The organism is Hymenobacter tibetensis (assembly GCF_022827545.1).
GTDB lineage: Bacteria > Bacteroidota > Bacteroidia > Cytophagales > Hymenobacteraceae > Hymenobacter > Hymenobacter tibetensis.
The window spans coordinates 748834-762972 of the sequence record NZ_CP094669.1 but is presented as its reverse complement, the minus strand read 5'-3'; the positions used below and the strand labels follow the sequence as shown (position 1 = coordinate 762972).

11 protein-coding genes are annotated in these 14139 nt (G+C 57.8%); 2 read left to right on the top strand and 9 right to left on the bottom strand.

The annotated features are described in order from the left end of the window. Nucleotides 1–50 precede the first annotated feature (50 nt). The 3 genes from porZ to MTX78_RS03085 form a co-directional block, all read right to left on the bottom strand. Complete coding sequence (gene porZ, locus MTX78_RS03095) at nucleotides 51–2393, bottom strand: type IX secretion system anionic LPS delivery protein PorZ (protein WP_243799812.1); 2343 nt, start codon at nucleotides 2391–2393, stop codon at nucleotides 51–53. Nucleotides 2394–2530: 137 nt separating this feature from the next. Next, nucleotides 2531–3154, bottom strand: a complete 624-nt coding sequence (locus tag MTX78_RS03090; RefSeq protein WP_243799810.1) for a thymidine kinase — start codon at nucleotides 3152–3154, stop codon at nucleotides 2531–2533. A 176-nt stretch (nucleotides 3155–3330) separates the two neighbouring features. Continuing rightward, a complete protein-coding gene (locus tag MTX78_RS03085) occupies nucleotides 3331–3654 on the bottom strand; it encodes a 2Fe-2S iron-sulfur cluster-binding protein (RefSeq protein ID WP_243799809.1) in 324 nt (107 codons plus the stop codon). 35 nt (nucleotides 3655–3689) lie between these two features. Here MTX78_RS03085 and MTX78_RS03080 point away from each other — a divergent pair, with 35 nt between their 5' ends. Together MTX78_RS03080 and MTX78_RS03075 are read left to right on the top strand one after the other, a co-directional pair. Further along, entirely contained in the window at nucleotides 3690–4841 is a 1152-nt protein-coding gene (locus MTX78_RS03080; RefSeq protein ID WP_243799807.1) for a hypothetical protein, read from the top strand. A 56-nt stretch (nucleotides 4842–4897) separates the two neighbouring features. After that, nucleotides 4898–5977: a hypothetical protein gene (locus MTX78_RS03075; protein ID WP_243799806.1), complete on the top strand. Its 1080-nt coding sequence runs from the start codon at nucleotides 4898–4900 to the stop codon at nucleotides 5975–5977. A 19-nt stretch (nucleotides 5978–5996) separates the two neighbouring features. On the opposite strand, the gene MTX78_RS03070 is transcribed toward MTX78_RS03075, so the two are convergent. The 6 genes from MTX78_RS03070 to mreC all read right to left on the bottom strand — a co-directional run bounded on the left by MTX78_RS03070 (nucleotide 5997) and on the right by mreC (nucleotide 14072). Next, complete coding sequence (locus MTX78_RS03070; protein WP_243799804.1) at nucleotides 5997–7532, bottom strand: hypothetical protein; 1536 nt, start codon at nucleotides 7530–7532, stop codon at nucleotides 5997–5999. A 222-nt stretch (nucleotides 7533–7754) separates the two neighbouring features. Continuing rightward, complete coding sequence (rodA, locus tag MTX78_RS03065) at nucleotides 7755–9050, bottom strand: rod shape-determining protein RodA (RefSeq protein ID WP_243799802.1); 1296 nt, start codon at nucleotides 9048–9050, stop codon at nucleotides 7755–7757. A 114-nt stretch (nucleotides 9051–9164) separates the two neighbouring features. Next, nucleotides 9165–11003 carry a penicillin-binding protein 2 gene (mrdA, locus tag MTX78_RS03060; RefSeq protein ID WP_243799800.1) on the bottom strand — a complete coding sequence of 613 codons (1839 nt, stop codon included), beginning with the start codon at nucleotides 11001–11003 and terminating at the stop codon, nucleotides 9165–9167. Between the two features lie 384 nt (nucleotides 11004–11387). Continuing rightward, entirely contained in the window at nucleotides 11388–12317 is a 930-nt protein-coding gene (locus tag MTX78_RS03055; protein ID WP_243799798.1) for a T9SS type A sorting domain-containing protein, read from the bottom strand. 298 nt (nucleotides 12318–12615) lie between these two features. Continuing rightward, nucleotides 12616–13146, bottom strand: coding sequence for a hypothetical protein (locus tag MTX78_RS03050; protein ID WP_243799796.1), 531 nt, complete (start codon nucleotides 13144–13146; stop codon nucleotides 12616–12618). Beyond that, the gene (mreC, locus tag MTX78_RS03045; protein WP_243799794.1) at nucleotides 13143–14072 is read right to left on the bottom strand and encodes a rod shape-determining protein MreC; all 930 of its coding nucleotides are present in this window, start codon (nucleotides 14070–14072) and stop codon (nucleotides 13143–13145) included. The genes MTX78_RS03050 and mreC overlap by 4 nt, the downstream gene beginning before the upstream one ends. Between the last annotated feature and the right edge of the window lie 67 nt (nucleotides 14073–14139).

Below are 14139 nucleotides of genomic sequence, written 5' to 3'. Positions count from 1 at the left end.
GCGAGTCCGAACACTCAAGGCGTCATTAGGGGCGGTTAGCTCGCTCGGGTTTAGCGCTCTACTACGGCAATTTTGCTTACGCAGCCGTTTTTGCCGTCGGCATCCGAAGACAACACCAGATATACGCCCGACTGTACCTTACGGCCATTGTAGTCGGTCAGGTTCCAGATAACGCCGCCGCCCGTGGCAGTGGTTTGGTACACCAGTTTGCCGGTTACGTCCGTAATCTTGACAATACCGTTGTTGGCTAGCCCGGTTACGCCTACTTGCCCCGTAAAGTTGGTTCGGACCGGGTTGGGCGACACTTTGGCGCAATCTTTCGGCACGCCTTCCGTCACGGTGGCCGAGCCCTTGTACGATACCACGCCGGCTGCCGTAGCCACGAATACCTCTCCCGTGCGGTCGTTCACGGCCAAATCCACTATGGTGTTGGATGGAAGCGGGCTGTTTTCGGTGGTGAAGTGCAGCAAGCCTTCGTCGGCGTTTTCGCTGAACAGCCACAAGCCCCGCTCCGTGCCAAACCACTTGCGGTTAGCCCCATCCACGGCAATGGCTCTCACCACATCGTTTTCAAGAGCAGGAAAGCCTGACCCTTCCCCTAGCCGCACAACGGGCGTATCGAAAGCAGTTGTGCTACCTGTCACGAACACTGACCCCGGATCATCCAGGAAGGCCACCCCTTTACCAGTGGCTACCCAGATGGCCCCTTTGCGGTCTTTGGTCATCGACCAGATGATGTTGGAAGGCAAGCCGCCATTGCCCTCTGTGAAGTATATCGGCTTGGCCTTCGATACATCGTCGTAAGCAAAGAGGCCGGCACCATCCTTGCGAGCCTGCGAAACCCATACTCCCCCAAAGTCGTCGAGCACAAGCCGATTCAGATTATTCAATTCAGAGTACGGAATGGTGCGCCATGTATCGGTGCTTGGCGTCAGCACGTGCAGGCCAGGACCCGGTCTTGCAGTACGTTGGGAAGCCACCCAAATATCACCATTAGCAGCAGCAGCAACATCCTTCACGCGCGTATAAGTGGGATTATCTGCAAGCTCACTTACCAGCGGTACTCCCGGCATCTCGGCTATATATTGCTTGAACTCGCTAGGTCCGCGCCAGCGCAGCAAACCGCCGCCATAGCTGGCTATATAGAGAGTACCATCAGAAGACCGAACACCTCGGACCAGGTCGTTGATATCGGGCAGTTCGGTGGTGCTCGGGTAGTTGTCCCGGGTGTAATTGATCCATCGTCCATCCCTGAACTCGGAAAACCCTTTTCTGTATCCACGCTGCACCGAGCTTTCTTCGAACCCGCCCACAAACATATTCACGGTGTTGGTGCGCGCATCAGCCAGCAAACCGAATGCAAATGCCTCTTCCGGGGCGTTACTTACGAAAGCTTCGTAATTCTGCCGGTCCGTGGTTTTGAGCAGGCCGCGCTGAAAGTCGGCAATGTAGAAGGCCCCATCAGAGGAACGGAGGGCCGACTGTGGAAACACCACGGAGCCCGTACCAGCCAGCACGCTTACCGTATTAGCGGCGCCACTCAGAATAGATACTTTCCGGTCGGCAGTGACAAGCAAGCCTGCCCGCGAGGGCGTAAGATTCTGGTACTCGTTGGCATAGAAACTGGCAACTGGCTCCCAGCCGCGGCCTACTACATACCGTTGGGGGTTGCTAAAATTACGACCCGCATACGCCTGCCCATTATAGGTAGCGAGGGTGCGGAAGAGGTTTCCAGTGGCATCAGGCAAATCAAGGGTCCAGTTGCGAAAGTTGGCTTGGTCGGTAGCGAGGCTAGAGCGCAAGATACCTTTATCGGTAGCCAGAAATAGGAAGCCGTTGGCAACCGTGCTGGCGTAGGCCCTGACTTGAGCGCCCATGGGGCCGATGTTAGAAAACGTGTCGCGCACTTCCAGCTTGGTCATGTCCAGCACCACCAGCCCGAAGTCGCAGGAGAGGTAAGCGAAGCGGCCGTTAAAGGAAATGTGGTTGATGGTTTTGGTGCCGGCCAGCTGTTTTCGCTGAATATCGTTGATGTTGCGAATACGGCTACCATCCGGGCTGATGAGGTCGAGGTTGGCATCTCGGTACGCCACCAACACTTGCTGGCTCACCGAGTCGTACGCCACCGTATTCACCCCTACACTGTTGAGGCCGTCACGGCGCGAAAGCAGCGTCGTGGTAGTGGTTTCCTTGTCGAAATAGAATAAGACGTCTTCGGCCGCCACGTAGATGCGCTGGCCGGCATCCGCCATGGCCCGGGCGCGGTTGTTAGGCAGGTGCAGTTGCCAGTCGCCGAAGCCGGTTGTGCTCTGAGCGTGCAGGGTAGCGGAAGCAGCTGGCAGCAACAATAACAGCAGAGCAGCACGGTGTAGCGTACGTAGCAGACGGGTCATAAGCGAAGATAAAGAGGATAGACTGGTTGCAAAAAGGGTGGTACTGAGGCGGGAGAAACTGGAATTTTTGTACCTGAACAGTTGCCACTCCACGTTCTCTCGCTTCGGCACCACCGTTCAACGCCGGAGCTTACGATTTAGTGCTTGTGCTCGGCCGCCGCATCGGCCCCCGATTTTTCTTGCATGCCACTCAGAAAACAAGGCCGGCAACGCGCCTCATACGCATCGGTTTCACCGAGCAGAATCTTGTCTTCGGAAGCCGCTACCCGAAACGAGTAGGAGGCAATTTCGCCGCAGCAAACGCACACTGCATGTACTTTGGTTACGAATTCAGCCACGGCCATGAGGGCGGGCATGGGGCCGAAGGGGCGCCCCTGGAAATCCATGTCGAGCCCGGCCACAATGACGCGGGTGCCCCGGTTGGCTAGTTGCACGCACACTTCCACCAGGGTTTCATCGAAAAACTGGGCTTCGTCGATGCCGACTACGTCGGAGCCACCGGCCAGCAGCAGCATCTCCTGCGCCAGCGGCACTGGCGTGGAGCGGATGCTGTTGGCATTGTGCGACACCACGTCCTGAACGTGGTAGCGGGTATCAAGAGCGGGCTTGAAGATTTCCACCCGCTGCCGGGCAATCTTGGCGCGTTTGAGCCGACGAATGAGTTCTTCGGTTTTGCCCGAGAACATCGACCCGCACACCACTTCAATCCAGCCCCGGCGGGGTACGTCGCGGCCATGGCCGCCGCGGGGTTCTATAAACAACTTCGTTGAGAGTAAACTGCGTGATGGGTAACTGAACCAGCTTTTCAGTGAAATTTCAACTATAAAGTGTTCAGGTTTGACAGCCCAAATTACAACTTTACCACTGGACGCCACTACGATTTTCTGGTGGTTTTCTGGGTTTGAGGCGCTAGTAGGCAGGTACTCAGGCACTCTCCTTACTCCTCGGCGTAGCGCATGTGCGGGAGCTTGGTGGCTTCGGGGACGCGGCCGGTGGCGTGGCCCTCGGGCAGGCGGGTCTGGCAGGTGAGGCGCTCGTTGGGCTGCAAACGGCCGGCAGCCTGGTAGCGCAATTCAGACGCCGTATGTGGCGTTAGGGCTTCGGCTCCACTCACCAGCGTGATGCGGCAGGTGGTGCACCGGCCTTTCGCGCCACAGGCATGCATCCAGTCGTGGCCGGCGGCTTGCAGGGCTGCTAGTAGGGTGCTGCCAGCCGGCACGGGCACGACAGCAGGCAGGTTTTGCACGGTGAGCGTAGGCATTTTGCTTAACTTTCAGGCCTGAATCTGGCTTTCCGATGAACGACAAAGATAGTATGACTCCACGCGAAGAGTACGGCCGCAAGCTGGCCGCCCACCTCTGCGACCAACATTTTGGGGCGCGCCCCACGGCCACCCTCGATGGGCCGGCGGTGCTTCGCTTTACGCCTATCCGGCAAGTGAATTTGTTTGTGGTGCAGCAACTGCTAACGCAGTGGAAGCAGGAAATGGCGCAGTTGCGTAGCCCGTACTTCGACTTCGAAGCCGAAGATGTGCGCACGGCTCTTACGCAGTTCATGAACGTACTTTCGCGGCGCATCAAGCTGGGCCGCCCGGCCTTCGAGCCGCTACTGGCCCGAGCCATTGCTGACACGCTGGCCGTAGCGCAAGACCCCGTGGCTGTTTTTGACGACAAGCTGCTTAACCGCCAGCCCACCGCCACTACCGCCCAACTCCGCGACGCTCTGCGCTACCTCGACCTCGACAAAGCGCTGTACCAGGGCTTTCTTGACACGCTGGCGGCCGATGGCACCCTGGAGCGAGACGCAGTGCTCAAGCAGTTCAAACAGCATCAGGAAGCAAACGTCAAGCTCCAACAGCCCCTGGCTACGGTCGTAGCCGAGTTCAATGCCCTGCTCCCGCTCAGCGAAGCTGACTTGCAGGCGGGTGCCGCGGCTCCGGCCACCGCTTCTGCTCCCGTTGCAGCTCATGCGGCTCCGGAGCCCGCACGTCCTGTTCCGCTACCGGTTCCGGAGCCTGCCGTAGCCCCTCGCCCCGCTCCTGTAGCCGAGTTACAAACGGCCCCGGCTTTTAAGCCAGCCCTACCGGTGGAAGAAACTTCTACGGCCGTGCCGCTTTATCAAAAGCTAAAAGCTACGCAACCAGCGGGCCAGCCGTTAAGTGAAACGCTGCGCCCTGAACGGCCCACTAGCACATTAGCCGAGCAGGCGCCAAAAGTGGAAACGTTGCGCGAAGCTATTTCCATCAATCAGCGCTTTAGCTTCATCAACGAGCTGTTCAACGGGGAAAACATGGAATACCATGCCGCTATTCAGCACCTCGATACGCTGCCGGATGCCGAATCAGCGAAACGCTATGTGAGCCAGCAGCTGGCCAGCAAGCACGACTGGACGCGCAAAGACGAGCACGTAAACAAGCTGCTGAAGCTTATCGACCGAAAGTTTGCCTGATCTTGGGTGCAAGGTGAATTTGTAGAACGGTTCTCTTGCGGTAGCGCAGGAGAACCGTGTTTTTTCAAGTCCTAAAGCTTCTCGTAGTGTTCGGAACGATGGGTATTTCGCGGTGGCGGGAATTAGTACTGGTGTATCTGCTGGCCCTTGGGGTTTTGGCCGGTCCCGCTTACACCATGTACGTCCACTACGACTTCTCGCACTCGCTGGACACGCGCAGCTACCTGCAAATAGCACGCGGCGAGTTTAAAGGCGTGAGTATCACACGGCGCTACCGAGTGCTGGTGCCCACCGTTGCCGCCGCGGTGGCCTGGCCTCTCGAACAGGTGTACACCCGCATCTGGCCCCATCGCGCCACCACTGATTGGCCGCTGCGGTTGGCTTTTTATCTGGTGAATACGCTGCTGATGGCGGCTGCTGCCGTGGTTATCTATGAAACGTGCCGCCTCTATGGCGCTTCACCGGCAGCGGCGGCGTTGGCCGTAGTAGCTGTGCTGTGCAGCCGCTGGGTGGTGTATATCAGTGGCTTGCCTCTCGTTGACAGCCTGTATGTCTTGCTTTTTGCGTTGGCTTTTTACGCGGCCCGCAGCGGCTCGAAGGCTGCCTTGATTACGGTATTGCTACTGGGTATGCTTGCCAAAGAGTCGTTTGTGTTTTTGGTGCCGTGGCTGTTCCTGTTTGGACGGCGGGCGTTGAACTGGCCGGCCCAGGTAGCCTGGCTAGCCGTTGGTGGGGTGTTGGCTTTTGGCGTGCGCCACTGGATTGATACCCGCATTGGCGCTCCGGCCGCTGAGAGCGTTCAGAATGCCCTCGACCATTTCGAGAACATCACCTATTCGTTGCGGCGGTTGCTGTCCGTGAAAGGGGCGGGCGAAATCTTCAGTGTTTTCGGGTTCTTTTGGCTGGCGCTGCTTGTGGGGTGGCGCAAAAAGCAACGAGCGTCATGGACAACCCCGTTGGGCAACGCCGGCGCTGCTTTCGTTGCTGTAGTGGTTGTGCACATGTTTCTGTCCGGCGACTTGGGCCGGATGGGCTTCTTGGCGGCACCGGTTTTTGCGGTGGCCTTCGCACTGGTCGTTACGCAAGTACTAGCGCCAAAACAGCTCCCAACGGAAACCCCACCACCCACCACTTAACGTGAGTTGGCATCTTACCTCATTGAATTTCCGTCAAATACACTGGCCCAAACGACGACGGCAAGGAATCGACGCGGGCAAGGTGGTAGCCAGCCAGTAGCGCCCGGTGTGCCTCGGGGCCACCTTGCGTGATGCGGGCACGGTCGAGTAGGCCAGGACCGTCTAACGCATCAGTGTAGACGCGCTGTCCGGCCGCCCGGCGAGCCGCCAGCCACGCCCGAAACTGAGCTGGCGACTGGCCCGGCCGCTTCACTAGCAGGGCGGGTGCTGGCAGCACATTTGGTGGCCCTACGGGTTGTCCGGTGTGGTAATGCAGCTGGTTCAGCACGAGGTTTGGGTCGGCGAGCAACCACCATGCCGCAGGGTCCTGCTGCACACGGGTGAGCAATGCGGCCGCGTGGGTGAGTTGTAGTAAGTGAGCTGGCACCAATCCAAACGCTAGGTTCCAAAGCAGCAACGATGCGCCGGCCCAAGGCAACGCGGCCGGCATTGCTGGCCTGTTCACCAGCAGCAAGGCCAACAGGGCGGGTACCATCACCATAAACTCGGCATTGCCTTCGGCCCAGAGCGCGCACCCCACTTGCAGCAGCAACGCCACCGCATGCACCCACCCAAACAACCGCTTGGCAGCAACCCCATTGCCAGACTGCGCAGCCTGGTTCAATGCGCTAGCCCGATGGCGGGCAGCCTGCCGCTGGGCCTGCCACAGCTTAAGGCCAGCCAGGGCCATCAAGCCGGCGCTCAGCAACCCGATACCGCTCAGCATCGGCCACCGCCGCAGCAGTGCCAGCGTGGAGCCGTGCATCTGCCCGAACGTACGCACCAAATTCACGGCTGTCAATAACAATGTACGGCCCGAAGGTGGGGCGCCGGCCTGGCCGGCGTACAGGTCATGAAATACGAAGCGCCAGAAAGCCGTAGGAGTAAAAGGCAAGTTCCAGCTGGGCAGGGCAGCAGCATACGCGAGGGGTACTAACAGCGCAGGCAAGGCATACAAGAGTGTTTTCTGCCACTTCCTGCTTCCATTGGCTGCTACTGTACCAGCCAGCAAAGCCAGCCACCACCCCGCATGTATCTGATGAAGCAAAACCGCGCCCACTGCCCATGTACCAGCCAGTAGCCAGTGCTTGCTTCCACCTTCCGTAATGGCTTGCCACCAACTCCGGCTTGCAAGCAAGGAAAGCAACAACGGCAGGATGTACGTCTCGTTTTCGGTGGCAAAGCGCAGCATGCCAAAGCTGCTTCCCACCACCAACAGCCACCCAGCTACGGGTGCCCCAATGCCTCCCACCCGGCGTAGCAGACTACGCAGCACCACCAAACACGCGCCAAACGCCAACGCATTCAACGCTTTAAGGGCCATGAGCGTGTCAACCGAGTTGGGTAGTGCCTGTACCCAGAGCCAGCCCACTATGTTGTGCAACAGGTGATGCGGCAAGAGCAGTTCATGGCTGTGCCGCACGCAGGCCGCATAATACCAAGCATCCAGCGTGGAATTGTGAGTGGGCAGCAGCAGGCACAAGGCAGTTAGCACCCCCACAAGCAGCCACTCCATCCGTCTGCTTCTCAAGGGGGTTGCAGGCGGCTCACTAGCGGCGGCGAAACGAGCAAGAGGCACGTTGATAGGGCTACGGGGTTAAAAACAGCATCCGGCTCTACCCGGAGCATTCTGTGAGACCAGCTACAGCAGTGCGTCTGACAACACGGCTTCAAGCTACCACCTAGCCACCACAACCCGTAGCGGAGCTACACAGATTTCACCGATTCCCGCCCGTTGTTATCGTTCCAGATCCTGCTTACGGTAGGCATCAATGCCGAGCAAGCTGAACAGCAGGATAGTGAACGACCACAAAGACGACCCGCCGTAGCTGAAAAAAGGCAGCGGAATGCCCACTACCGGAGCTAGCCCAATGGTCATGCCCACGTTGATGGCGAAGTGAAAGAAAAAGATACTGGCCACGCAGTAGCCATAGGTTCGGCCGAATACGGATTTCTGACGCTCCGCCACGTATAGAATGCGCCACAGCAACGTCATGAACAAGACAACCACCGTCATGGTACCTAGCCAGCCCCACTCCTCGCCTACAGTGCAAAAAATGAAGTCGGTGCTTTGCTCGGGCACAAAATCGAACTTGGTTTGGGTGCCCTGCAAAAAGCCCTTGCCTATCAGGCCGCCCGAGCCAATGGCAATCTTGGACTGCGTCACGTTCCAGCCCACGCCCAGCGGGTCGGCAGAGGGGTTGATCAGCACTTCAATACGCTTGCGCTGGTGCGGCTGCAACACGTTGTTGAAGAAGAAATCGACCCCGAATACCATTCCAATAACTACTGCCCAGACGCTCACGGAGAGCACCAGGTGGTGGCGAAGCGCCCGCCGGTTGAAGACCAGCACGATGCCCAGAATTACCGTAAAGGCCACAAAAAGCCAGAGCTTCGGCACGAGCAGCGCCAGCACCAAGATGATGCCCGCCGCCGCCAGAATCAGGAGGATAAGCGGCGACATGCCTTCCCGGAAATAGGCCAGCAAGAATGCGCCGAATACCAGTGCCTGCCCGGTTTCGTTGGAAGCCATTACCAGCAAGGGCGGCAGCAGCGTAAGGCCAGCTAGTACCAGTTGGTCGCGGAAGTTTTGCTGGCGCAGGTTGATGCTGGCCATGAAGCGCGACACCGCCAGCGCCGTTGTGAACTTGGCAAACTCTGCGGGCTGCAGCCGGACCGGCCCCAGTTCCAGCCAAGAGCGCGACCCCGCAATGGGTCGTGCCACTAGCATCGTCACGATCAGCAGCACAATCATGCTGCCGTAGAGCACAAAGGCAAAGGTGTCGTATGCCTTGTAATCAACCACCACCAGTATCACAATGAGTACCATAGCGGTACCAATCCAGAGGATTTGCTTGAACCAGTTGAAAGCCATCAGCTCCGAGAAACTGAGGCTGCGCAACGGGTCGGCGGGGGCATCGGGCGAGTAGCTGGCCGCGTACACGCTAAGCCATCCTAGCGCTACCATCAGCATATAAATGCAAATGGTAACCCAATCGAGGCTGCGCGAATATCTGGCCGGAGAAGTGGGCATGTATGCGGGTATTCTGTTGTATTGAGCGTAGTAGGTTGCTCTTTGGCTGCTAGTGCCACAAGTGGCTAGCTACAGGCAAAGCCAGTGTGAAATATGGCTTGCAGAGTAGCGTTGTTAATGACGCCGGATAAACCGCTCCGCAGGGCTTTGGAGCCATTCTTCCCAACGGCCGCGCCACGGCGCTATTTTGCCCCGCAGGTGTTTTTCTATTATCAGCGAAGCCATGGGGGCAGCAGATGAGCCTCCAAAACCAGCGTTTTCAATGAACACAGCAATGGCAATCTTCGGGTCCTCGGCCGGAGCAAACGCGGCAAAAGTTGCGTGGTCTTCGCCATGCCGGTTTTGCACGGTACCGGTTTTGCCAGCCACCGAAATGCCCACGTCCAGCAACGACGCATTGCTGCCCGTGCCGCCGCGGCCGTCCACTACCGCCTGCATACCCGGAATAATGGCCTCGAAGTGCTGCGCATCAACCCCCACCGTATGGCGCACGGTGTACTGCGGAAGCGGCCCGCCGTTTCCAATGCCGCGCACGAAGTGGGGCGTGTAGTACCAGCCACGGTTAGCAATAGTGGCCATGATGTTGGCCATTTGCAGACCGGTAATTCCCAGCTCCCCCTGCCCTATGCTGAGCGAGTAGATGGTGCGGTAGTTCCAGCGGTGATACCCGTTGCGCTTGTCGTAGAAATCCGACGACGGCACCAGCCCCTTCTTTTCCTGCGAGATGTCCACGCCCAGCTTATCGCCCAGCCCGAAAGCCATTACCTTCCGGCGCCACTCGCTCAGCCCCAGGCGCGCATCCTCGAAGCGGTTGGTGGAGCGTCCGCGCAGCACAGCGGCCCGCATCACTTGGTAGAAATACGGGTTGCAGCTCTGCTTGATGGCAATACCCACGTTGCTCGGATACTCGTGGCGGTGGGTGCAGCGTACCAGCTTCCAGTTGCAGTCGAAAGCGGTGCCTGGCGTCACGACCCCCATTTGCAGGGCCACCAGCTCGTTGACCACTTTGAACACCGAGCCTGGCGGGTAGGTAGCCATCAGCGGGCGGTTGAAGAGCGGCTTGGTTTCGTCGTTGAGCAGTGCCATGTAGCGGTTGCCCATGCCCTTGCCCGTCAGCACCGACGGCTCGAAACCCGGCGACGACACCATGGCCAGAATTTCGCCGGTTTTGGGCTCGATGGCAACAATAGAACCACGCTTGTTCTTCATCAGCATCTCGCCGTATTTCTGCAGCTCAATATCAATGCTGGTGTGCAAGTCCTGGCCGGCTATCGACAGCGTATCGAACTCGCCATTGCGGAAGGCACCTTTCTCTATCCCGCGCACATTCACCATGCGATATTGCACCCCGCGGCGGCCCATGAGCTGCTTTTCGTAGAACGACTCCAAACCACTAATGCCTAGAAAGTCGCCGGGCATGTATTTCGAGAACCGCTCGTTTTCTAGGAACGCCGGCGTAATGGCACCCACGTAGCCGAGGGCGTGGGCCATATTTTCGGTGCGATACGAGCGGGCCATCCGGGCCTTGATGCTGAAGCCAGGAAAGTCGATGAGGTTGTCTTGGATGGCGGCCAGTTCGGGCGTGCTTAGGTTCTGAACCAGCGGCGACGCTTTCACGCGGCTGAAGCTGCGCGCCGCTTTCAGGCTTTCCCGCACTTCTTCCAAGGGCAGGCTCAGCAGTTCGCAAAAGCGCAGCGTATCTAGCTGCTTCACCTCGCGCGGCACCACCATCAGGTCGTACACCGGCGTGTTCTGCACTAGCAACTGGTTGTTGCGGTCGTAAATAAGGCCACGATAGGGCACCTGCACGATGCGCTGTAGCGTGTTGCGGTCGGCAGCCAGCTTGTAGCTGCCGTCCAGCACCTGAATGTAAAACAGACGGGCTCCGAAGGTAAGAGCAACAGCCAAGAAGATAGCCATCACCACGTACCGTCGTCCTTCAAGGTATTGCAAAGCGGTATATTCTGAATAGAAAGCACTTGCGGCCACGTGGCCGGATTCGCAAAGGTACGAAAGGGCAAGTGGTGATACAGTGATTTAGCGAACTAGAGAAGTACAGATTTACGGTGCCACCTGTTCCGCTCCGATACATTCTTTATCAAACGCGGCCTTGCAGTGGGAGCGTATAATAACCCTTGAAAATCGTACCCCGGCATCCCACACGAACAAGCACCCAGCGAGTGCAACACGTTTTAGATAAGGTATTCCGCTATCCGTACATACCAATTGCATTGCCCCCTGCATGGTACCTAAGAACGCAACAAAAAGCCCCAGCTACTTGGCTGAGGCTCCATTGTAAGGCAGCATAGCTGAGCAGGCTGGGTGGTTTGCTGAAAACTACTCCCGAACCAGCCGCTGGGTTTGCTGCCACTGCTCGTTGCGCAGCGTGAGAAAATATAAGCCAGCCGCTAAGGTGGCGGGCAGCGGTAATTTCCGCTCGGCCCCTGCTGGGAGCTGTTGCTGATAGTGAGTACGGCCGAGGGCGTCTGTTAGTGTGGCCTCCACTGGCAAGTGCTGCCCGCTGGCGCCTACTTTCAGCGTCAGGTCCTGCGTAAAAGGGTTGGGGCTTACCTGTACCCAGTTGGTGGGGCCTTGCGTGCGGGTGGCACTCACGAGGGGAGCAAGCTGAAACCGTACGTTAGGCCGGTTGGCTGCCCACCGGACGGTTGGGATGGGCATGCTGTTTACTTGCGTGGAATGCGTGCCATTTGCCGTTATAACGGCTGTGTACTGCCACGATATATCGGCCGTGGGGGTGCTGCTGCGGAACCAGTCCACCAATACTTCAATGTTGTCGGTGCCGTTCCAAACAAAAGGGGCTGTAAGCACAAACTCTTTCCAGCCTGTACCCGTCGGCAAGCTCAACATGGTGTTACTGTATACCGCAGTGGCCCCCATCACCTCGGTGTCCCACACCACTGGGTTGGCTGAAAAAGACGCCGCAGTGGTGCGCTTGAAGTAGATGGTTAGCTGCGCATCCCCGGTGGTGTATTCTCCGGTTCCGCCCTTAAACCACGCTATGCGCGTAATAGAGCCTGCTCTGGCGCCCGCGGCCCTCAACTCTTCGGCCGAGTAGATGGAAGCGGTGCGGGCGTACTTGTTGGTGGTGGTGCTGGTGCTGAGCAGCACATTGGTGGAGCCGGCAGTGGTACCCGTCCCAATGGTAACCGTAATGGGGGTTTGCCCCTGCACAAAGCTTGCACTTAATGCTACCAGCGCCAAGCTCAAAGCAGCACAAGAAATAAAAGCGAGTAAAGAATGTTTCATACGAGTGGGGTAAGAGATAAGAGCGCCTACACTAAAAGGTGATTGAATATAAAGTAACGAAGCCACAAAAACATAGTTTTTCGTCTATGCTTATATCAAAGCGCCTCCACTACCCAGCACAGGGTAATGGAGGCGCTACTGACAGGTATCCAGAATGTTAGGGCAGTGCGCAGAACTTAGGATGCGCGAGGACACGGGTTCGTATCTAGCACCGCAGCAGAGGCAGCGTTAGACAACGCAAGGAGAAGCGCAGTTGCGAGCTGCCTTACCCCAACAGCCTGCACTTTGTGCTGGCCTTTTAGCGGCCCCGGCGGCGCGTAGGAAAGAAAATCAGCTGGATAATGAGCAGCGTAATGCCCGTAAAGAGCGTGCTGACAATCACTTTCACCAGCGTCAGGCCGAACGCCCGGAAACTACCCAGTTCCAGCAGGTAAAACGCTAGGTGGTGCAGGCCTACCAGCAGCAGCATGTACACCACAAACCATTGCCCGCCCATTTGGTGCACATTCACCGAATCGGAGGCCTCGTAGCCGTCGCGGGGGGTGAGCAGGCGCAGCACCCAGGGGCGCAGGTAGCACAGCAGTACGGCGGCGGCGGCGTGCACCCCGCCCGTATCATAGAAAATATCCAGCAACAAGCCTGTCACGAAGCCCAGCACCAACTGCATCACGATGGAGGTGCCAATAGGCAGGAACAGCAAGAAGCCCAAATAAAAAAAACACCAGCCCAGCTCGAAGAGGACCAGCTTGCTGACAAGCAGCATGTGCACGCCCACAAAGAACAAGAAGCGCAGCAGCTGTACCAGTATAGTTCCTATGCCTCCCTTCATGGCCGCTCCTCCCCTCCTTCCGGCTTCATACCGGCGCGCAGTTCCAAGGTATCCCGCTCGGCTTTCAAGCGCGGATTTACCACGTACACGTAGTTCAGGTTCGAGAAATTCACGGCCAAGCGCACCTGCACCGTCCAGAAGTTCTTGTCGGGCTCTTTCACGAAGGAATCGATAACCCCAATCATGAGCCCCTCGGGGAATACCGCGTTGTAGCCAGACGTAACGACAGTATCGCCGCGCACCAGCTTGTTTTGCCGCGGAATGTTATCCAGTAGCGCGTGCGTCGGGTCATCGCCGAGCCATTTGATGCTGCCGAACGTGTTGTCACGCTTGATTTTAGCGGAAATGAACGTCTTGGAATGAAGCACCGAGGAGACAGTGGAAAACTGCTCACTCACCACTTTCACCCGCCCTACCACGCCCGCCGCCGACAACACACCCATGCCGGGGCGTACCCCATCACGAGTGCCGGCGTTGAGGGTCAGGTAGTTATCTACGCGTCTCATGGTGTTGTTCACCACTCGCGCCGGAATCAACGGATAATCCGGGTCGCGGGTAGGCAGCGTGCGCAAACCCAACAACAAGGAATCGGGGTGGCTCAGGCGAGCCAGTCGGACTTTCGACAGGCTGTCTTGGGGCACCGAAAGGCTATCGGATTCTCGGTGGCTCAAGTCGCTGCTGTAGAGCTGCTGGCGCAGGGCGGCGTTTTCCTGTACCAAGTTCTGGTTGATACTTTCCAGCCGGAAGTAGTCGTAGATGCGGTTGCGGGTAGCTAGAATCTGCCCTACATAGGTGTTGGCCGAATTAAAGAAGGCCGCCCGCTGGTAGGTGCTGTTGCGAACCAACAGATACAAGCTCGCCACTTCCAGCAGCGCAAACACGAGCAAGCCTCGGTAGCGAAACAGGAAAGCGAACAGGTTACGCATGTAAGTAATTAGTAATTAAGAATTAATAATTAAGAACTGACCTTTCCCGAATCTTCGAGTAGCACCC